The sequence below is a fragment of the Aquiflexum sp. genome (assembly GCF_041749095.1).
Classification (GTDB): Bacteria; Bacteroidota; Bacteroidia; order Cytophagales; family Cyclobacteriaceae; genus Aquiflexum.
In genome coordinates this window covers 16796-37301 of the sequence record NZ_JBGTCA010000019.1, presented here as the reverse complement: position 1 = coordinate 37301, position 20506 = coordinate 16796, and the positions used below count along the sequence as shown (strand labels likewise).

Genomic DNA, 20506 nt, shown 5'->3' with positions numbered 1-20506 from the left:
GGTTATTGGGTTATGATATATTTATTGACTGTTTTTTCGAATTCTTCCAATTCATCTGCTATCCAGGCCTCGTCCTGACCCATTTCTTTGGCCATAATTTTTGCTGCTTTTGGCCCCATCTCTTTTGCTGCTTTGGCATCCAGGAGCATAATTCTGAATCTTCGTGACATGATGTCTTCAAGCTTCACAGCCATTTCGTTTCTCACCATCCATATCAGTTCTGCCACTGTATAGGGGTGATTTGGGTGTAATTTTTCTGCCCATTCAGGATGGTCTTTGATCATGGATTTAATCTGGGATGCATCTGAGCCATATACAGACATGTGCCCATCCTGCGGATTTTTTGTATATCCATGAAGTTTCTGGTTTGCTGATTTGCTGGCTTTCATGGATTCTCCTGTGACTTCGGAAAAATAGTCCACAGTATCCTCTCCCATTTTTCTGAAAGTGGTCCATTTTCCACCGGTGATGGTGACCAGTTTGGATTCAGAAACAATTACTTTATGACTTCTTGAAATCTCTTTGGTTTTTGCCCCATCTTCTTTGGGGGCAGCCAATGGCCTCAATCCTGCAAAGACCGACAAGACGTCCGATCTCATTGGTCTTTTGGCCAGGTATGCCTGCGCGGTTTCCAATACGAAGTTTATTTCTTTCTCCAAGGCTTCAGGTTCCAGTTTGGCCTTGTCCACCAAGGTATCCGTAGTTCCAATTACCAGTTTTCCATGCCATGGTACAGCAAAAAGTACCCTGCCATCTGAGGTTTTTGGGATCATCAGCGCATCTTTGCCGCCCAAAAAAGATTGGTCAAATACAAGATGGATACCCTGACTGGGTTGAATGCTTTTTTTGACTCCTGGCTGATCCATTTGGAGGATTTTATCCGCAAAAACACCGGTGGCATTGACTACCATTTTTGCTTTGATTTGGAAGTGATTATCCTCAATTTCGTCACTGAACATCAATCCGTTTACTTTACCATTACCATCCTTGGTCAGGCCTGTTACCTTGGCATAATTGATTACGCATCCGCCCAATTCATCACAGGTCCGGGCTATGGCAATGACCATTCTTGCATCATCAAACTGACCGTCATGATATACTACGCCCCCTTTTAATCCATCCTGTTTGATCTGGGGAAGTCTGGCAATGGTTTCTTTTTTATTGATAAATCTGGATTTGCCCAACCTCAATTTACCTGCCATCCAATCATAAATCTTCAGACCTGCACTGTATTGAATTCTGTCAAACCAAGTATAGATTGGTATGATGAATGGTTGGTTGTAGGTAAGGTGGGGTGCATTGGACAAAAGTCTTCCCCTTTCCTTCAGTGCTTCAAAAACCAATCCAACATCTCCCTGTGCCAGGTAGCGGACACCACCATGCAGCAATTTCGTACTTCTGCTGGATGTGCCTTTTGCAAAATCTGACTTGTCCAATAAAACTACGGAAAGTCCCCTTGATAAGGCATCCAATGCTACACCAAATCCAGAGGCACCGCCTCCTATAACAGCAATATCCCAAATTTTTTCCTGATTTTCTTTTAACCTCTTAAGGCTTACTGACCTATTCATAGAGAAAAATTTTTCTTTTCAAGATATCAAAAAAATCATCAGAATAAAATCGGATCAATATGAATTATTACAAATCACTCTATTTAAAAGTCTTTGTACAACTTTCTGTTTACTTCGGAACTTCCGTCTTTTGATAGAGTCACCACGAAAATAAAATTATATTCAATGTCATCAAGTTCCGGGTATTTTTCACCTGAACCCACAAAATAGTTGACCAGATGATGAATGGTATTGCTGTGTCCGACCACCACTGCATCACCTTTTCGCATCCTCAGATCATTTACAAGGTCATCATGCTTATTGACATCATATATTTCGATAGAAAGGCCTAGTTTGTCGGCTAATGGCTGAACTGTTGCCTTAGTCCTGATGGTATTGGTGCTGTAAATATGTTGAATGTCTTCATTTTCAAGAATTTGGGCAAGTTTTGTTGCCCTAGCGGTTCCCGCCACGTTCAATTCAGGATCGTCTCCTACCAATATTTTTTCGGCATGGCGAACGATGTAGATTGTTTTTGGTTCTTGACCGGTGCTACAGGAAAATACTTTAATCAGTAAAATAATGATAAATAGATATTTCTTCATTTTGAAATAGAAATTGAGGATGTAAATTATTGAATGACCAAAATCGGAGTTGGTTTGGTTTCCAAAGTATCAAAAAAGTATGGTGAATTGAAGAAATAAAAATTAAATTAACACTTACCCTCTACATCTTACTGATTTCAAGAATTCTGTTTTGATACCAATTGAAAATGGATTCATCGGCGACCGGATAAGTAAATTTTTCAATGAGGACTCCGTTTTTGATGATAAAATGGGTAGGGGAGGTAGCCACATTGAATTTGTTTTCTACCTCTGCTTTTTTCATAAGCATGGTTTCATAACCGAAATCGCCGTTTTTATCAAAGTATTTTCTGGTCTTATCCTCATGGCTCATAGAATAACTTAAAAATAAAACATCATCATTTTCCATTAAAGAATTTGTCAGCTTAGACAAAAAAGGATTTTCCTGCTTACAGCCTTTACATCCCACATACCAGATCTTGATGACCAGGGTTTTGTTCTTCAAAGATTCTACAGGAATCAGTTCCCAATCCAGAGAAAGGTAATCTACCAATGGAAAATTGTTACCAATCGCAGGCCCCTGTTTTCTCAGAGCATGTTCCCTTTCAAAGGGAAACCCGGATTTTTGAGGTTTGCCGGTTTGGGCCATGCAGATAGGAACAGCAAAAAATAAAACCAAAATACTCTTCAATATCATTTTCACCGTAACCATACCTTAAATTAAATAAAAAAATGGCTTTTATTCAACATTTAGCCACTATAACTATTATCAATATGCTGATCTTTCCCCTTGTGAGGCTCAAATTCGAGATACTGTTCCCAAAATGGTTCTTCCGGCAAAGCAGCCCTCAGATAAAGTTTTTCTTTTTTGATCGGGTGGACAAATACCAAATGAAAAGCGTGCAGATTAATGCTGGCATCAGGATTTGCTTTGGAAAAACCATATTTCAAATCTCCCCGGATAGGGCAGCCCATACTGGAAAGTTGAACTCTTATTTGGTGTGGACGTCCTGAAACTGGCCTGACCTCTACAAGCCAATGGTCATTGAGTTTGCCCATTCTTTTGTAATTCAGTTCGGCTTTCTGCGAACCTTCTACCTCTTTTTCATAAGCAGTCACCACATTGCGTTGTTCATCTTTAACAAGATAGTGTGTCAATTTTCCAATTTCCTCTTTGGGTTTGCTTTTGACAATCGCCCAATAGACTTTGTGGATTTCCCGTTTGCGGAAAAGCTCCATCATTCTTTCCAAGCCTTTAGAAGTTCGGGCAAAAGCAACCAGACCACTTACAGGCCTATCCAATCTATGAACGGGGTGAAGGAACACCGCTCCCGGCTTATTGTATTTGTTGGCTATATAATCTCTACAATAATCCGTAAGTGTTTTATCGCCTGTTTTATCTCCTTGGACAAGGATTCCGGCAGCTTTATTCACTATCAAAAGATGGTTGTCCTCATAGACAACAGAAAAAGGTTTATTTTTCATTTTAATTTTACAGATTTGGTCACAAAGATATTTTATTAATTAGAGACCTCGGGGTCTTATTTAATTTTTATGTTAAATTAAGGGGCATGTCCAAGTTAAAACTGCAAAAGGATATAAAATAATTGAATTGACCTAAGATACCTAATTCGATGAAACTGAAAAAGACATATCACGACACCATTGGAATTCTTAAGAAGACATGGGGCTTTATTGGCCAGGACCAACCTATCATATACAGTGCTGCTATCGCATTTTTCACCTTGTTTTCCTTACCCGCTATTTTAATTGTCATTGTTACTATAGGGAATTTGTTTTTTAAAAAGGCGGAAATCAAGGATGAAATTGTCAGCCAAATAGAAAGTAACGTGGATTCAGATGCTGCAGAACAGGTACGTCAGGTTTTGAGCAACGTGATGGATTTACCGGACTCTGCTCTTTACATCATTATTGCCATATTGGTTATTTTCAAAAGTGCCACCATGATCTTCGGAATACTGCAAAAAGCTTTGAACTCCATCTGGAAAGTACAACTCAAGAAAGGTGTCAGTTTTTGGAAAATTGCAAAATATCGCACTATCCCCTTGCTATTTGTACTCGGCTTGGGTTTTTTGATGGTCTTGACACTTTTTGTAGAAATACTTCTGGCTTACCTTTCAAATGTGGCCACAGGAATTTTACCTGAGGCTGTTGAATCTATCGTATTTGGCTCTGCTAGAATGATCTTCAATTTCTCCGTAGTGATGCTGTTTTTCACCATAGTCCACAAAACGCTGCCTGATGTCATTGTTCAATGGAGAGATGCCATCGCAGGGGGCATCATTACTACAGTCCTGTTTTTGATCGGAACCAGAGTGATTAACCTTATCATTTCCAATCTTGACCTCAATGATTATTACTCAGCAGCAGGCTCTTTGGTCATCATCCTACTATGGATATTTTACAGTTCTGTGATCTTATTCCTGTGCGGAGAACTCACGAAAGCTTATGCAATACAACGCGGGCATGAAATAAAGGCCAAGCCGATTGCCGTGTTGTATTCTAATACAACGAATGAAAAGAAAGAATTGGATGAAAATTAAAACTCTGAAGTGAAATGGAATTCAATTTCAGGATAGTTTTCCTGAACCATTTGAAGCCAGGATTTGGATTCGGCCATAAAGACCAGTTTCCCGTCCTTATCATATGCAATATGCCGGTTTTTTGACCTCACAAATTCATCCAACTGTTTTTTATCTTTACTGCTGATCCAGCATGCTTTGTATAGGTTCATGGGAGCAAACTCTACTGAAGCATTGTATTCATTTTTCAACCTGAATTGGATAACCTCAAACTGCAATTGGCCCACTGTTCCTACAACCTTTCTGTTTCCCATTTCATAGGTGAAATACTGGGCGACTCCTTCTTCCATCAGCTGTTTCAGGCCTTTTTCCAATTGCTTGGTTTTCATGGCGTCTTTGTTGATGACTTCTTTGAAGATTTCAGGGGAAAAGCTGGGAATTCCTTTGAAGGTCATGTTTTCCCCTTCTGTGAGGGTGTCCCCGATTTTGAGATTCCCTGTGTCAAAAAGACCTACAATGTCTCCCGGAAATGCCTCATCCACTATTTCTCTGTCTTGGGCCATAAATTGTGTCACATTGGAAAACCGCAAAGGTTTTGGTCCGCGGACATGGTTATATGGTTTATTTCTCTCAAACTTACCTGAACAGATTCTTAGGAAAGCAATTCTATTTCTATGGTTGGGATCCATATTTGCATGGATTTTGAATACAAACCCTGAAAATTTAGGCTCATCAGGCAATACTTCTCTTTCTTCGGTATGTCTGCTTTTAGGGGTCGGTGCAATTTTGATGAATGTATCCAGCATTTCATTTACACCGAAATTATTCACTGCTGAGCCAAAAAATACCGGAGCAATCTTTCCTTCCAAATATTCTTTTGGATCAAATTCAGGATAAACACCTTCTATTAATTCCACATCCTCCCGAAGCTGATTAGCGTTATTTGTTCCGATCAGGTTATCCAACTTTTCGTCGTCAAGGTTATCAAAAGTCTCCCTTGCATCACTTAATTTTCTTTGGCTGGGTGTAAAAAGATTCAGTTTTTTATCATACAGATTATACACACCCTTGAAGCCTTTTCCCATACCTATCGGCCATGATAATGGCCTTACTTGTATATTCAGTTTTTCTTCCACTTCATCCAACAACTCATAGGGATCCCGGCCTTCACGGTCAAGTTTATTGATAAAACAAATGACAGGAGTATTTCTCATCCTGCAGACTTCCATGAGTTTTTCGGTCTGGATTTCAACACCTTTCACGCAGTCGATCACCATAATGACTGAATCCACCGCAGTCAAAGTCCTGTATGTATCCTCTGCAAAATCCTGGTGTCCGGGAGTATCCAATAAATTGATTTTGACTCCTTTGTACTCAAATCCCATCACAGAAGTAGCCACAGAGATACCTCTTTGTTTTTCTATCTCCATCCAGTCGGATTTGGTGGCAGTATCTATTTTATTGGATTTGACAGCTCCGGCAGTTTGGATTGCACCACCAAAAAGCAATAATTTTTCGGTCAATGTCGTCTTCCCGGCATCCGGGTGGGCAATAATGGCAAAAGTCCTCCTCTTTTGTATTTCTTTGTTCAGGCTCATGTATTTTACTGATTCTGTAATTTTTCAGCCTGCAAAGGTAAGGTTTTAATTTATAGGTTGGAAGGTTATGAAACATTAATCAATGTCACATAAGTTAATGGACTTTGTCAAATTCTCTTGATTAAGCTTTATGTTCCAAAAAATCTTCCCGCCTGAATTTGGTAATCCCCTCTTTGGTTCCATTAAGCACAATCCGGAATGTTGTGCCTTTGCCGGGTTCTGAATTTTTTACAAATATTTTACCATTATGGTATCCTTCTATGATTCTTTTTGCCAAAGTCAGTCCGAGACCCCAACCTCTTTGCCGGGTAGTGAAACCCGGGTTAAAAACTTTTTTATACATGTTCTTTTCCATCCCTTTACCGGAATCTGTAATGTCCACAAATACGTAGCGCTCGCTTTCTTTGACGATATCTATGGAGATTTCTCCTTGTCCTTTCATGGCGTCCACTGCATTTTTACAAAGATTTTCTATTACCCATTCAAAAAGCGGCTTGTTCAACATGGCCTCGATGTTATTGGCATATCCGTTAACTTTCATTTTCACCTTGGTCGAAATACGTGGCCTTAGGTAGTTAATGGCCTCATCTACAACTGAAAATACATTTTCAGGTTGAATGGAAGGGGTGCTGCCTATGGAACTGAACCTTTCTGTCACCATGCGGAGTTTGACCACATCTTTGTCCATTTCTTTGATCACCTCCTTATTTTCTTCCCAAACAGGTGAATTTCGGAGATAATCTATCCATGCCATCAAAGAGGCTATCGGTGTACCAAGTTGATGTGCGGTCTCTTTGGTAAGCCCGGCCCAGACCCGGTTTTGTTCAGCAATCTTGGATTGATTAAAAACAGCATAGGCCAATGCCCCAAATACAAGGATTACTGCTAATTGAACATAAGGATAGTATTTCAGTGAAGTCAGCAATTCAGAATTTCGATAATATACCAAAAAAGAATCCTCTATCAGGATGGGTTCGTACTCTGCCTTCATTTTTTCAAGTTCTTTTTGAATAACTTTTTCAATCTCTTCAGGATCTGCGTTTTTCTTGAATTTTATATTTCTATTTTCAATTGCGTTTCCATCCAAATCGACAATAATAACAGGAATGGAATTGTTTTGCTTGATGATCTCTTCATTGATGAAGCTGAGTGCATCGGTATTGACCGAGGCATATTCCAGGGCTATTGCAAACAATTCAATCTGTCTTCTTTCCCTCTCTTTCAATTCCTCAACAAGTAGATTGGTATAATAAATTGATCCGAAACTTATTATAACAGAACTGATAAAAATAAGCCATTTGATTCTGTTCTTATTTTGGTAGAAGTCTAGGATGGCAATGTCCTGAAGTTTGTTCTTCATTGAGATGTAGAGGGATGATGGGATATATTATAGAAAACTCAATTTGCCAATAGATATTATCAATCTGACAAAATTACTTTTCTAATCCTGATGTCTTTATTTTTGAACATAAGGTAATGTTACAAAACATAAATATAAAAATTATGAGCACAATCGATATCGGAATAGAAATAAAAGACACCGTCAAAGAAAAGACTGTTTGGATGCTTTCTGCTTATTTGAGATAAATTTAAAAGTCTATTTTAAAAAGAGAATGGGCAAAAATCTATCCTCTTTGTTTATTATACAGTTACATGTCTTTCGGCATGATAAGAAGATCTCACCAAGGGACCTGATTCTACATATTTAATTCCCCTCTTTAAACCTTCTTCACGGTATTCTATAAATAAATCAGGATGGATAAATTCTGCCACCTCAATATGCATTTTGGTAGGTTGCAGATATTGCCCCAATGTCAGAATATCACAGCCATGGGCGACCAAGTCATCCATAGCCTTCAGCACTTCATCCCTTTTTTCTCCCAAACCCAGCATAATACCGGTTTTGGTTCTCTTGCCATATTCTTTGGTAAGCTTAATCTGTTCCAGGGATCGGGTATATTTTGCCTGAGGCCGGACCCTTCGATACAGACTCTCAACAGTTTCCACATTATGGGACACAACTTCTTGCCCTCCACAAATCATCCTGTATAGGGCATCCCAGTTTGATTTGACATCTGGAATCAAGGTCTCTATGGTGGTTTGAGGAGAAAGTTTTTTAGTTTCGACTACTGTCTGATACCAGATTTCCGCACCTTTATCCTTCAGTTCATCTCTGTTGACAGAAGTGATCACAGCATGTTTGACCCCCATCAATTGAATAGCTTCTGCTACTCGTCTTGGTTCATCAGTGTCATATTCAGGAGGTCTGCCGGTAGCTACAGCACAAAAAGAACAAGACCTTGTACAGACATTGCCCAAGATCATAAAAGTTGCGGTTCCTGCACCCCAGCATTCACCCATATTGGGACAGTTGCCACTTTCGCAGATGGTATGCAGTTTATGTTCATCTACTAATTTCCGTACTTTGGCGTACTCTTTTCCAATGGGCAGTTTAACTCTCAACCAATCCGGTTTTTTGCGTTTTGTGGCCTCTTCGGATATTACTGGAAGTTCGATCATTTTCTATTCTTTATTGAAATCCAAAATTAATCCCCAAATGCCAATTAAACCAGCGGATTCACTATTTCCTGAATCCATAGAAGAAAGTGAAATATACAGATTGGAATAATTGCCTGCCTTCAACAGTAGGTATCAAAGGGATTTCCTTGGTAAAACCCTCTAATTGGTAACCTAGTTCCAAGCCCGTTACATTTGATTTGAATACACCAAACTCAAAATTTACTGCTGCTTTTGCATTTGCACCAAAGGCAATGTCAGATTGGTTCATACCCTCAAAAATTCTTCCCGGACCTATGATATTGAACCGGCTTTGGTGATCTGTGGGATTGTACTGTTCTCTGACTGTCTCTAATCTATTGACTGCATATTCTATGACATAAGGGGCAATGATTCCAATACTCGGACCAACCGCACCCAAGACAGATACCTGAACACCTTGCTGTGGAGCTTTCTTGAATACAATCAACTCTCTTCCATAATATGGTCTTAAAGAATATAGATAGTTGGATTTTCCGAATATAAATGAGTTTCCCAAAACAGTGGGATATCGGACTTCCCTGGAATCTTTGACATTGGCCAGATCAAGTCCAAAAAACTGAAAATTTGTTTCGTCTAATCTGAAACCCATTTTTAATGAAAAACCGCCAATCAGTCCACCATTTGTATTTTTATTCACTCCAAATAGAACTTCACTTTCATATTCATAATCTCCTGCGTCTTCTCTTTGAGCATTGGCTGAAAAATAAAGACTCAGAAAAAGAACAGATAAAATGTATTTTAGTGCTTTCATCATAATTTCGGTGATGAATTTAACGGTAATTTTGTTGCTATGTTACTTAACCAAAAATAAAAGTAAGAGTTTATGACAACTTAAAAAAGCTGCATCAATTAATTCCTTGACGGAGATGTCCATTGCTTTTATAGTGGACAGACAATCTGATCGGATATTTTTTTTAAAATCCTGTAGCGTTTTACCAATGAATTGCGTCTAGTATCAAAGGGCCTGAAAACCAACCTGTATCTTTGGAAAAACACCTGATCCAAAAAGCAAAAGATGGAGATTCCAAATCCGTAGAAATGCTTTATAAGCACTTCTATGGGTATGCTATGAGCATTGCTTTAAGGTATTCCAATTCCAGAGATGATGCTTGTGAGATTGTCAATGACAGTTTTATGAAGGTCTTTGATAAGTTGCCCCAGTATAGTCCTGATAATTCATTCAAAGGCTGGTTCAGAAGAATTCTTATCAATACATCGATTGATTATTACAGAAAAAATGTCAAATATTTTGCTGTAATGAATATCGATAAAGCTGATACTGAAGTATCCGACCCTGATATCATTGACCGATTGTCTTCTCAGGACATTCTTGGAATTTTGAGGGATTTACCGGAAATATTGAGGATTGTATTCAATATGTATGAAATAGAAGGTTATTCCCACAATGAAATCGGTGATGAACTTGGAATTCCTCCCAGTACTTCAAGGACCTATTTGGCAAGGGCCAAAAAACTGCTACGTGAAAAAGTTCAGGAATTAAATGAAATAAAAAATGAAGGAGCAATTCGATAAAAGACTTGTTGATAAGATAAAAGTCTCCTTTCAACAACATGAGGAACCATTGGATCCTCAAGAACTTGAAAAATTCAAGAAGCTTTATTTTGGACAAAAAAATAAAGCTTTCAAAAGGATTGGTGCCTTCTGGTGGATGGGCATAGCGGCCAGTTTGGTATTAGGTATATTACTTCTAAACCAATTGCAGGTCACAGAAACATATGAAAATGAAGATCCAGCCGAGGTGCTGACATCCAATGAACCAATTGAAATTGACGATCAATATTCAACAAAAGACCAAGATTCTGAAGGGGAAAAAAGAATTGAAAACGCACAAGGCATAGGGACGAATCAAAAGGTAAATGAAATACCGAACACTACCTTTGTGGGGGTACCTATGGCAAGTTTGGATAATACTGACAATACAGTGGTTATAAAAAACGAGGAAAAGATTTTACCAGCTAACATTACTGTAGCCGATAATAGTAATGATGCACCAATTGAAACCAATCATGATTCTAAATCCAATGAATCTTTTATAGATTCATCCAAAGCATTGACATTTGAGCAAGATTCTGATGCAGAAAAAAAGACATTGGATTATATTAAAAATTGGTTGGGTGATGAAGCCGAAATTGAGAAAAAGCAGACAATTGCAAAGAAGGACGAAAAGAATGGTCCTGTCAAACTTGGCGTAATGGTTGCTCCTCAAACTATTTCAAATGCCACTCAAACCCTGAGTTTAGGGGCAGGAATGATGTCGGAATTTTCTTTTTCCAAAAGATTGAAGCTTGATGTCGGTATGGCCTATGCAAGGCAACAGATCACACCTACAACATCCGGTAGAAACGCTTTGATAACCTCAGATGCATCAAATGCAAACGCATTGTATTTGGCAAACCAAGCTGAGGCTGCAAGATCTGCATTCTCAGGAAATTTTATCAATTCCTCGACAGAATTAAGCTTTGGCCAATTGGAGATTCCGATTAACCTGAAGTATAAAGTTCTCGAAAATAAAAGTTCTGACGTATATCTCATTTCCGGTTTTTCCAATATGGTGTATCTGAACCAGCTGAATACAACTACATTCAGCACTGCAAACCTGAATCATGGTAATTTTGTTGGTATGCAATCTGCCATACAGACCTACACTCAAACGGTAAGTCCTAGTGGAGGCTCCGGAAATGTTAATTCCGGTCAAATGCTTAATTTTGGATTTGGGTATGAGCAGAATTTGAAAAACGGGACATTCCTTTCCATCGAACCTTTTTATAAGTTTTCTTTGGGTGATCAAACATTTAACAATCAACAGTTCTCTATAGGAGGGATTAATCTGAGAATGAATTTCCAATTAAAAAATAAAAAAGAATAGTAATGATAAACAGAAGAGTTGTTCCGATAATGATCGGAATTGTTATGTATGGGTTGACGGCATGCTTTCCGGAGTCCGAGTCTGACCTTCAGAAATCAATGGAAAAGGATGACAGGTTATTAAGAGAATATTTATCCAGAAATTCCATAGATGCAGTTGAAAGTCCGGTAGGATATTTCTACAGAAAAGAAGTGGTCAATGCTACAGGCAATCAAATCGTCAACAATGAAGTGGTTGGAGTTTATTATGAAATCAGAACCACAGATGACCAATTGATTGAAAGCTATATGGATGAAACTGAAAGGCCTAGATTATATGTCCACAATGATAGCGGACTGGTTCCCAGGGCTATGAATTTTGCCTCCGGGATGGCCAAAACCGGTGAAACTTTAATACTATATGTCCCTTCCTATTTAGGCTATCAAACTTATAGTTACCAACAATTGATTCTACCTAATTCCAATTTGGTAATCAAAATGAAATTCGTTGACACCTACACCGAGGCTGAACTAAAGGTCTTCGAGGAAGAATTAATGGAGGACTTTATTTCTGAGAATGAGTTAGAGGGATTTGAGAAAACTTCAGAGGGTATGTATGTTAAAACCCTTGAGGAAGGGGCAGAGGATTCAAAGGTTTCTGCCAACAGTGATATTGTCCGTTTCACATTCCAGTTATTTCAGTTGGATAGCACTGATCCTATAGCCGAAAATGCGCCTAATGCACCTGTACAGGCTACAATTGGTAATGAAGGAAATTTGAAATTTTTGAATTTGGGTTTGTTTGGGGTTAAAAAGGATATGGAACTGGAATTGCTCATACCATCCGATTTGGGTTTTACAAATTCCACACAAGTTTTCCCATACATAATCAGGAAAGACCTTTTCGAAAAAGGCTTCATCAACCAGATAGCGAGACCAAAAGAACCTATCAGGTTTATGGTGAAGATTGTGGAAGTTCGTTAAATATAATATAACTGCTGAAGGCCTTCATATCTTGGATTTGAAGGCCTTTTTTTTGTGATGTAGAATATCCAAATTTGTTCTGTATTTAAACCCAAATTATAATGAGTTTTCTTTTTGAAAGTTTTATAGAATGGAAAGAATATTGTAAAGCCAATCAACTGAATCTATTTGAATCCGTTTTGCAATATGAGGTTTCCCAAAAGGGTGTTACAGAAGATGAAATCTGGTCAGGTCTATCAAAAGCGTATGAGGTGATGAAAGAGGCTGTTGAGACCGGTTTGTCAGAAGATATGACCTCAAGATCAGGAATGATCAACAATGGAGCAAAGAAGGTTTATAATCATCCACTAGCTGTCCTTTCTATTGAATTCCAAAAACTAATATCACGTGCTTTGGCCGCAAAGGAAGTGAATTCCTGTATGGGTCGAGTGGTGGCTGCGCCAACTGCCGGAGCTTCAGGGATCTTGCCGGGAGTATTATATACACTACAGGAAATACATTCTTTGGATGATAGAAAAATACTGGAGGGGCTTCTTGTTGGAGCTGGGATTGCTTTGATTATAGAGCAGAAAGCAAGCCTTGCCGGCGCGGTCGGGGGATGTCAGGCCGAGACCGGTTCTGCTGCCGCAATGGCCTCCGGAGCCATTGTTTACTGTCTTGATGGTTCCGTTGACCAAATATTCAATGCGGTAGCTATTACTATCCAATGTATGCTAGGCTTGGTCTGTGATCCGGTTGCTGGGTTGGTAGAAATTCCTTGTGTCGTCAGAAATGCAAGTGCAGTGGCGATCGCTAATAGTTCTGCTCAAATAGCTCTGGCCGGAGTCAACGCTGTGATTCCTGTTGATGAATGTATCGATGCAATGGGGGAAATTGGATCCAGTATGGAAAGCAGGTACAAGGAAACAGCGATGGGTGGACTAGCAGCGACTTTGACTGGTCAGGAAATTTCCAAGCGGGTATTAATCCAGGATATTGAGATACTTCCAGATGAGGACCTAACGGAGTAGGTTGTCAAAGAATGGAATATTCAGCAACCAATGTATTGAATAACCCAAAATTAAGGCCCAAAACATGGCACTGGCCAACATATAAAAGAATATTTTTTTCTTTTCCACATTAAAAGCATTCAGAACTATTGATCCACCTATTGGAGTAAGGAAAACAGGGGTCAGAACAGCGACCCCTAAAGGCCCAAATTTTTTCCAAACTCTGACTATTCGCCGTGTTTTTGGAGTGAATTTTTTTCGGTTTTTCGTAATTCTTAAGTTCCAGTGAGATTTAAACCAATCCCCCAAATAGGTCGTACCAACGACTGAAGTCATCATTCCACCCACTGATACTATGATTATTTCCGTAAGGTTGTAGCCTGCAGCAGCACCCAATACAGGCCCTGCTATGAATTTGAAGAGACATGCAAAAAATATGGTAAGAAATTTAATGATGTATGTGCTCATATTATTACATATAAATATAACCCATACAATACCAATAATATAAATCCTTCTCTTTTAGAAACGGTCAATTTGGACTTGAGTATTGGGAACAAGATTAAGGTAAATCCGATCATCCAAATAAAATCCTGTTTAAGAAACAAATCTGAAACCTGAATCGGGCTGACCAATGCTGTAATACCTATGATTGACAAAACATTCATGATATTGCTTCCAAGGATATTTCCTATTGCGATATCCGTTTTTTTATTCAATGCAGCAATCACGGAGGTTACCAGTTCAGGAAGACTTGTACCAATTGCGATGATTGTAACACCGATTACCCGCTCACTGATTCCCAAATTCTTGGAAATATTTACCGCACTGTCCACCAACATATCCGAGCCAAAAAACAAACCTAAAATCCCGGCTATCAATAACACAATGGTTTTCCAAAGTGGATGGATTGTAATAGAGGTATCGTCTGAAGCCAGGTGGTCTCCCCCTGAAAGCTTTCTGAAAAAATAAATGTTTATCAAGATAAGTAAAATAAAAAGTATCAATCCTTCCCATCGCGAAATGGTACCATTCAACGCCATCACATAGAAAAGAACAGAACTTAATAGAGCTGTCAAATAATCTAATTTGATTACTGACTTCAATATAACTATGGGAAAAATCATTGCACTTATTCCCAATACCAAAGAAATATTTGAAATATTTGATCCAATGACATTCCCCAAGGCAATATCACTATTGCCCTTGATGGCCGCATTGATACTCACAAGTAACTCTGGAGCTGAAGTGCCAAATGCCACAATAGTAAGCCCGATCAGACCTTGACTAAGCCCAAATTTTAAAGCCAATCCTGAGGCACCATCAACTAAAAATTTTCCTCCTGCCAACAAAATGGCCAGCCCGATCACTAAAAACAGGTAATCCATTTTTATTTAAAGTTTTTGACCAAAACATAAATCTCCGGCATCTCCTAAACCGGGAATAATATAGGATCTGTCATTTAACTTTTCATCCAATGAACAAATCCAAAGTGTAAAGGGAATACGCAATTGATTTTTAATGTAGTCAATTCCTTCAGGTGCTGCGATAACACATGCAATATGGATCATGGTTGGATTTCCATGGGTAAGGAGTAGGTTTTCTACGGTATTTATAAATGATTTGCCGGTGGCCAGCATAGGATCAATAATGATAACTTCCTTTCCTTCTAGACTAGGTGCGGCTTGGTACAAGTAATCGATTTCTACTTCTTTGGAGCATGGTTTTTCAGCTACCCGATAGGCACCAATAAAGCCACTATCCGCTGCATCAAAAAAATTCAAGAATCCTTGGAAAAAGGGAATAGCAGCCCTCATTACAGAAATCAGAACCGGCTGTTCTTGCATTAAAGGGATAGTAGCATTTCCTAAAGGGGTTTCAATTGTTCTGGAGGAATAGTGAAGAGACTTGGAGATTTCATAAGCCATAATTTTCCCAAGCCTTTCAAGGTTTTTTCTGAAGCGGAGGCGGTCAATTTGTATGCTTTTATCCCGTAATTCGAACAGATATTGATTGGCAATAGAATTTGTCTTGTCAAGTATAAACATGGCTTTTGGCTATAAATTTCACAAAAACAAATATCGATAAATTAACTTTAATTTAACCTGCGAAGATTTACATAAAAAAAGCCCGATCTTTGGGATCGGGCTATTATTTATATCTATTGATTACTATTTCACTTCAAAACTTACTCTTCTAGCTAGTTGTCTGGCGTCAGCAGAATTCTTATCTACACTTGTATCTTCGCCGTAGCCTTTATATGTAATTCTGGATGCATCTATACCTGTTGTGATCAACAAATCATAAACAGTTTTAGCTCTTCTTTCAGAAAGTTTCATATTATAATCTTCAGGTCCGATTTCATCAGCATAACCTTTGACTTCTAATTTCACTCCTGGATTCCTTTTTAAGAAATTAGCAACATAATTTGTGGCTGAAGCTGAATATCCAAGGGGCTTAGCACTATCAAATGCAAAATAAACATTTACATAACCTTCATTAATAGCTTTCTTGAAGTAATCAACTTCTTTAACTTCTTCTTCAATTGGACAACCGTTATTTGAGGCAGGTCCGGGAGCAAAAGGACATTTGTCCAAATGGTCAGGAATTCCGTCACCATCAGAATCTAAGGTTCTACCCATATTATCAACTCTTGCACCTGCAGGGGTGTTTGGTTCTTTATCCAAATAATCAGGAATACCATCTCCATCAGAGTCTTTCAACATATCTTTGATTTCACCGATTTGTTGAGCCAATTCTGCTTTTGTAGCATATTTATCAGCTTCAACATACCAATCGGCATGAGTAGAGGCTTTTCCAAGGTAGAAATTCAATCCTATTGTTCCAGTCCACCAGTTCGCTTTCGGACCATGGTAAGTTGGATCAGTTGTAGGTACATTAGTATTCCCATCAAAAGAAACAGTTTGTCTTCCGTTAGCGAGGGCACTGATATCACCTGTTAGAGCTACTCTTTCACCAAGCTTAATTTGGCCAGTAAGACCGGCCATTAGGTTAAAGACATTGTCGTCCAATGGATTTGCATCAGGTCTTACTTGACCTATTCCAGCACCAAGGTGACCTAACAGATTGAACGTTCTTGTGAACGATTCCCACTTCATAATTCTTCCCAAATTAGCCACACCCTGAAGATTCAACCTGTAATAACCGGTAGAAAACGTAGGAGAGTCACTTTTCTCGTTGAAAGAGCCAAGTCCATAATCAAGTTTGGCTCCAAACTTGTCATTGAACATGTATCTAACACCGAAGTCAACATGACCTAATGCGATGGGTGAGAAATAGTTAGGAGTCAATGGAGCTTGTACATGATTAAAGCCTCCATTTAGTTCTAGGGACCACTTATTGTAGTCGCTTTGGGCGTTTACCGATAAGGCAATACACCCAGCCATGATTGTAGATAGTAGTATTTTTTTCATAATAAAAAATTTTTTACGTTCAGATTTTGAGTGTTTAATTGATTTGATTTCAAATTTATAAACTTTTAACTATTCACAAATGTATATTAATATTTTAAAACTTTAAACTTTATCAAAAATCTTTTCAAATTTTCATATTTGTGAAACTAAGCCAAAACAAGCAAAATTACACTAAAATGGAACTGCTCAACAAGTTACTTAATATACAAAGTGTCTCAGGAGATGAGCGTTCTATGACAGAATTTTTGATTGACTACATCCAACAACGGAAATTTCAGTGGAAAGTTCAGCCTGATTTTTATTTTGGAGAAAGGTTTCAGGATTGCTTATTACTGAAATTTGGGAAACCAAGAACCGCTGTATTTGCCCATATAGATACTATTGGTTTTACAGTCAGGTATGAAAATCAACTTGTGCCAATAGGCGGCCCTGAGGTGGATAGTGATGAATATATCGTTGGAAAGGATAGTTTAGGTCCTATTTTGTGTAAAATTGTTGAAAAAGAGGGAGATTTATTTCACGATTTTCCAAGGTCAATTGAAAGGGGAACTTTATTATCCTATGCACAAAACATAAGGATTGATAAAGAATTTATTCAGGCTGCATACTTAGACAACAGATTGGGTATTTATAATTGTCTAAAAATGTGTGAATCCCTTGAACATGGTTGGGTCGTTTTTTCAACCTATGAAGAACATGGAGGAGGAAGTGTTCCTTTTTTACTAAAATTTATTGAGGAGACTTTTCCAATCAAACAGGCATTAGTTTCGGACATTACCTGGATTACAGATGGAATTGAGCATCATCAAGGAGTAGTCATCTCCATGCGTGACAAATTCATCCCCAGAAAAATATATTTGGATAGAATTATAAGATTGGCATTGGACAGTGGCATCCCTTTTCAATTAGAAGTAGAAGGTACAGGTGGTAGTGACGGAAGGGAAATACAACTCTCACCTTATGCTATTGATTGGTGTTTTATTGGTGCAGCAGAGGATAATGTTCATACCCCATCAGAGAAGGTCTCCCTTCTTGATCTGGAATCAATGCTGGCTATGTACAGGTATTTGATGAAACATTTATAAGGATTAATATCCAAATCCAAGATGGCCAAGCTTTTTTTTTTATATTTGTAGCGCCCTTTAATAAAGGGCATTTTTGTTTCATAAGATGGTATTGATAAAAGATAAAGAATTTGTACCTTATATAAGTGCTCATGTGCTGAAAAAGCGAATAGAGGAACTGGCTTCTGAAATATCAAACGATTTTTCAGAGGGCCCTGCAGTCCTGATAGGAGTATTAAACGGTGCCTTCATGTTTTTATCTGATCTGACCAAAAATATTAAAGTTCCTGTTGAGGTTACTTTTATTAAGGTAGCCTCATATATGGGAACCAAGTCTAGCGGTGAAGTAAAGAGTTTAATTGGACTGGATTTAGATATAGAGGGAAAATCAGTAATTATTGTTGAGGATATTGTTGATACAGGTTTGAGTATGAAATTTCTTTTGGAACTTGTTAAAGAAAGAAAACCAAAAAAAATTGCGGTAGCTTCCCTACTATTAAAGCCTGATGCTCTGGTTCATGACATCAATATTGATTATGTTGGGTTTGAAATTCCAAATAGGTTTGTGGTGGGGTATGGATTGGATTATGATGGATTAGGAAGAAACTTGCCTGCTTTATACCAATTAAAATAGTTTTCATTATAAAAACAAAAGAAATAGATCATGCTCAATATTGTGTTATTTGGCCCTCCCGGGGCAGGTAAAGGAACCCAAAGTGAAAAAATCATCGATAAATACCACCTGACACACCTTTCGACAGGTGATTTGTTCAGAAAGCATTTAGGAGAAGGTACAGAGCTTGGTAAGTTGGCCAAAAAATATATGGACGAAGGAAGGTTGGTTCCTGATGAAGTTGTGATAAGGATGGTTGAAGACAAAATCACCCATAACAAAGATTCAAATGGTTTTATTTTTGATGGATTTCCAAGAACTGTCGCACAGGCTGAAGCTTTGGACAAGCTGATGCAAAACAACAACTTGGAGATTTCAGGTATGATTGCTTTGGAGGTGGAAGAGAAAGTGCTGAAAGAACGGATAAGGGAGAGAGGAAAGACCTCTGGTCGCACGGATGATCAGGACGAGTCCAAAATAGAAACCAGAATTAGAGTCTATTTGGATGAGACCTTGCCTGTTGCAGCATATTATGAAAAGCAGGGCAAATTCACAAAAATCAATGGTGTTGGTACAATCGAGGATATTTTTGGGGACATCGAAAAAGTAATTGATAAGCTCTGATATAGAATAATTTGTACCTTTGTAATTGGATTTGTTCGGCTAAGCTAAGAGCTTAGCCGTTTTTGTTAGAAAAAAAGAAGAAAGTGGCTGATTCCAACTTTATTGATTATGTGAAATTTTGCTCAAGATCAGGAGCAGGTGGGGCGGGTTCTGTTCATTTCAGAAGGGAAAAGCACGTGCCAAAAGGCGGTCCTGACGGTGGGGATGGTGGGCGAGGTGGGCACATCATTCTGAAAGGAAGCTCCCAGCTTTGGACACTTCTACACCTTAAATACAAAAAACATGTTATTGGAGAAGACGGCAAAGGCGGAGAAGGAGGTAGAAGAAAAGGAAGGGAGGGGGTTGACGTGATTTTGGAAGTACCATTAGGAACCGTTGCCAAGGATGCTGAATCATTGGAAGTCAGGTTCGAAGTCACTGAAGATGGGCAAGAGGTAATTCTTACACCGGGAGGAAGAGGAGGATTGGGCAACGACCACTTCAAAACTGCGACCAATCAAGCGCCACACTTTGCACAACCTGGCGAACCGGGGATAGAGGAATGGATTATTCTTGAATTGAAATTATTGGCGGATGTTGGACTTGTAGGTTTTCCGAATGCCGGAAAATCTACGCTTTTGTCAAGTATATCCGCGGCAAGACCGGAGATTGGTGATTATCCATTCACGACTTTAGTTCCTAATCTCGGAGTAATAGGGTATAGAGATGACAAATCCTTCGTAATGGCCGATATCCCAGGAATCATAGAAGGAGCTTCGGAAGGTAAGGGATTAGGCTTGAGATTTTTGAGACATATAGAAAGGAACTCCATCATGTTATTTATGATACCGGCAGATGCCGAAAGCATTTCTGAGCAATATAGAATCCTACTCGGAGAATTGGAGAAATTCAACCCCGAACTTTTGGACAAGAAGAGACTATTGGCTATCACAAAATCAGACATGTTGGACGATGAGCTGATGGATCAAATGGGGGCAGATCTACCTAAAGATATCCCTTCTATTTTCATTTCTTCTGTATCCCAATATAATCTCGATAAATTGAAAGACATGTTATGGCAGGCTATCCATAGTCAATAAATGTCAGTTTGTCAGAGAAT

21 protein-coding genes are annotated in these 20506 nt (G+C 38.6%); 9 read left to right on the top strand and 12 right to left on the bottom strand.

Translation table 11 applies throughout. The features are described 5' to 3' along the window. Positions 1 to 2: 2 nt before the first annotated feature. The 4 genes from ACEW8O_RS01270 to ACEW8O_RS01255 all read right to left on the bottom strand — a co-directional run bounded on the left by ACEW8O_RS01270 (position 3) and on the right by ACEW8O_RS01255 (position 3619). Positions 3 to 1571, bottom strand: a complete 1569-nt coding sequence (locus tag ACEW8O_RS01270; protein WP_373492806.1) for a glycerol-3-phosphate dehydrogenase/oxidase — start codon at positions 1569 to 1571, stop codon at positions 3 to 5. Positions 1572 to 1654: 83 nt separating this feature from the next. Beyond that, positions 1655 to 2155 (bottom strand): histidine phosphatase family protein, encoded by a 501-nt coding sequence (locus tag ACEW8O_RS01265; RefSeq protein WP_373492805.1) that lies wholly within the window; start codon positions 2153 to 2155, stop codon positions 1655 to 1657. A gap of 121 nt (positions 2156 to 2276) precedes the next feature. Then, a complete protein-coding gene (locus ACEW8O_RS01260; RefSeq protein WP_373492804.1) occupies positions 2277 to 2846 on the bottom strand; it encodes a TlpA family protein disulfide reductase in 570 nt (189 codons plus the stop codon). A gap of 38 nt (positions 2847 to 2884) precedes the next feature. Then, a complete protein-coding gene (locus ACEW8O_RS01255; RefSeq protein ID WP_373492803.1) occupies positions 2885 to 3619 on the bottom strand; it encodes an RluA family pseudouridine synthase in 735 nt (244 codons plus the stop codon). 149 nt (positions 3620 to 3768) lie between these two features. On the opposite strand from ACEW8O_RS01255, the gene ACEW8O_RS01250 reads away from it, so the two are divergent. Then, on the top strand, positions 3769 to 4698 hold the full coding sequence (locus ACEW8O_RS01250; protein WP_373492802.1) for a YihY/virulence factor BrkB family protein: 930 nt from the start codon (positions 3769 to 3771) through the stop codon (positions 4696 to 4698). On the opposite strand, the gene ACEW8O_RS01245 is transcribed toward ACEW8O_RS01250, so the two are convergent. From ACEW8O_RS01245 to ACEW8O_RS01230, 4 genes are all read right to left on the bottom strand, one after another. Further along, positions 4695 to 6275: a peptide chain release factor 3 gene (locus ACEW8O_RS01245; protein WP_373492801.1), complete on the bottom strand. Its 1581-nt coding sequence runs from the start codon at positions 6273 to 6275 to the stop codon at positions 4695 to 4697. The two genes, ACEW8O_RS01250 and ACEW8O_RS01245, sit on opposite strands and share 4 nt — an antisense overlap. A 121-nt stretch (positions 6276 to 6396) precedes the next feature. Continuing rightward, positions 6397 to 7635: a sensor histidine kinase gene (locus tag ACEW8O_RS01240; protein ID WP_373492800.1), complete on the bottom strand. Its 1239-nt coding sequence runs from the start codon at positions 7633 to 7635 to the stop codon at positions 6397 to 6399. 281 nt (positions 7636 to 7916) lie between these two features. After that, positions 7917 to 8795: a lipoyl synthase gene (gene lipA, locus ACEW8O_RS01235; protein WP_373492799.1), complete on the bottom strand. Its 879-nt coding sequence runs from the start codon at positions 8793 to 8795 to the stop codon at positions 7917 to 7919. Between the two features lie 61 nt (positions 8796 to 8856). Next, on the bottom strand, positions 8857 to 9585 hold the full coding sequence (locus tag ACEW8O_RS01230; RefSeq protein ID WP_373492830.1) for a hypothetical protein: 729 nt from the start codon (positions 9583 to 9585) through the stop codon (positions 8857 to 8859). 233 nt (positions 9586 to 9818) lie between these two features. Here ACEW8O_RS01230 and ACEW8O_RS01225 point away from each other — a divergent pair, with 233 nt between their 5' ends. From ACEW8O_RS01225 to sdaAA, 4 genes are all read left to right on the top strand, one after another. Then, the gene (locus ACEW8O_RS01225; protein WP_373492798.1) at positions 9819 to 10367 is read left to right on the top strand and encodes an RNA polymerase sigma factor; all 549 of its coding nucleotides are present in this window, start codon (positions 9819 to 9821) and stop codon (positions 10365 to 10367) included. Beyond that, positions 10348 to 11721: a hypothetical protein gene (locus ACEW8O_RS01220; protein WP_373492797.1), complete on the top strand. Its 1374-nt coding sequence runs from the start codon at positions 10348 to 10350 to the stop codon at positions 11719 to 11721. The genes ACEW8O_RS01225 and ACEW8O_RS01220 overlap by 20 nt, the downstream gene beginning before the upstream one ends. Before the next feature lie 2 nt (positions 11722 to 11723). Further along, positions 11724 to 12683 carry an FKBP-type peptidyl-prolyl cis-trans isomerase gene (locus tag ACEW8O_RS01215; RefSeq protein WP_373492796.1) on the top strand — a complete coding sequence of 320 codons (960 nt, stop codon included), beginning with the start codon at positions 11724 to 11726 and terminating at the stop codon, positions 12681 to 12683. 101 nt (positions 12684 to 12784) lie between these two features. Next, positions 12785 to 13693: an L-serine ammonia-lyase, iron-sulfur-dependent, subunit alpha gene (gene sdaAA, locus ACEW8O_RS01210; protein WP_373492795.1), complete on the top strand. Its 909-nt coding sequence runs from the start codon at positions 12785 to 12787 to the stop codon at positions 13691 to 13693. On the opposite strand, the gene ACEW8O_RS01205 is transcribed toward sdaAA, so the two are convergent. From ACEW8O_RS01205 to ACEW8O_RS01190, 4 genes are all read right to left on the bottom strand, one after another. After that, positions 13682 to 14140 (bottom strand): hypothetical protein, encoded by a 459-nt coding sequence (locus ACEW8O_RS01205; protein WP_373492794.1) that lies wholly within the window; start codon positions 14138 to 14140, stop codon positions 13682 to 13684. The two genes, sdaAA and ACEW8O_RS01205, sit on opposite strands and share 12 nt — an antisense overlap. Further along, positions 14137 to 15060, bottom strand: a complete 924-nt coding sequence (locus ACEW8O_RS01200) for a calcium/sodium antiporter (RefSeq protein WP_373492793.1) — start codon at positions 15058 to 15060, stop codon at positions 14137 to 14139. Before ACEW8O_RS01200 ends, ACEW8O_RS01205 begins: the two co-directional genes overlap by 4 nt. Positions 15061 to 15066: 6 nt before the next feature. After that, positions 15067 to 15720: a uracil phosphoribosyltransferase gene (upp, locus tag ACEW8O_RS01195; RefSeq protein WP_373492792.1), complete on the bottom strand. Its 654-nt coding sequence runs from the start codon at positions 15718 to 15720 to the stop codon at positions 15067 to 15069. A gap of 123 nt (positions 15721 to 15843) precedes the next feature. Then, positions 15844 to 17106: an OmpA family protein gene (locus tag ACEW8O_RS01190; RefSeq protein ID WP_373492791.1), complete on the bottom strand. Its 1263-nt coding sequence runs from the start codon at positions 17104 to 17106 to the stop codon at positions 15844 to 15846. A 176-nt stretch (positions 17107 to 17282) separates the two neighbouring features. Between ACEW8O_RS01190 and ACEW8O_RS01185 the strand changes: the two genes are divergently transcribed. The 4 genes from ACEW8O_RS01185 to obgE all read left to right on the top strand — a co-directional run bounded on the left by ACEW8O_RS01185 (position 17283) and on the right by obgE (position 20486). Then, positions 17283 to 18191 carry an aminopeptidase gene (locus ACEW8O_RS01185; protein WP_373492829.1) on the top strand — a complete coding sequence of 303 codons (909 nt, stop codon included), beginning with the start codon at positions 17283 to 17285 and terminating at the stop codon, positions 18189 to 18191. A gap of 85 nt (positions 18192 to 18276) precedes the next feature. Next, on the top strand, positions 18277 to 18804 hold the full coding sequence (gene hpt / locus ACEW8O_RS01180; protein WP_373492790.1) for a hypoxanthine phosphoribosyltransferase: 528 nt from the start codon (positions 18277 to 18279) through the stop codon (positions 18802 to 18804). A gap of 30 nt (positions 18805 to 18834) precedes the next feature. Further along, complete coding sequence (locus tag ACEW8O_RS01175) at positions 18835 to 19407, top strand: adenylate kinase (RefSeq protein ID WP_373492789.1); 573 nt, start codon at positions 18835 to 18837, stop codon at positions 19405 to 19407. 83 nt (positions 19408 to 19490) lie between these two features. Further along, positions 19491 to 20486, top strand: a complete 996-nt coding sequence (gene obgE / locus ACEW8O_RS01170) for a GTPase ObgE (protein ID WP_373492828.1) — start codon at positions 19491 to 19493, stop codon at positions 20484 to 20486. Positions 20487 to 20506 lie beyond the last annotated feature (20 nt).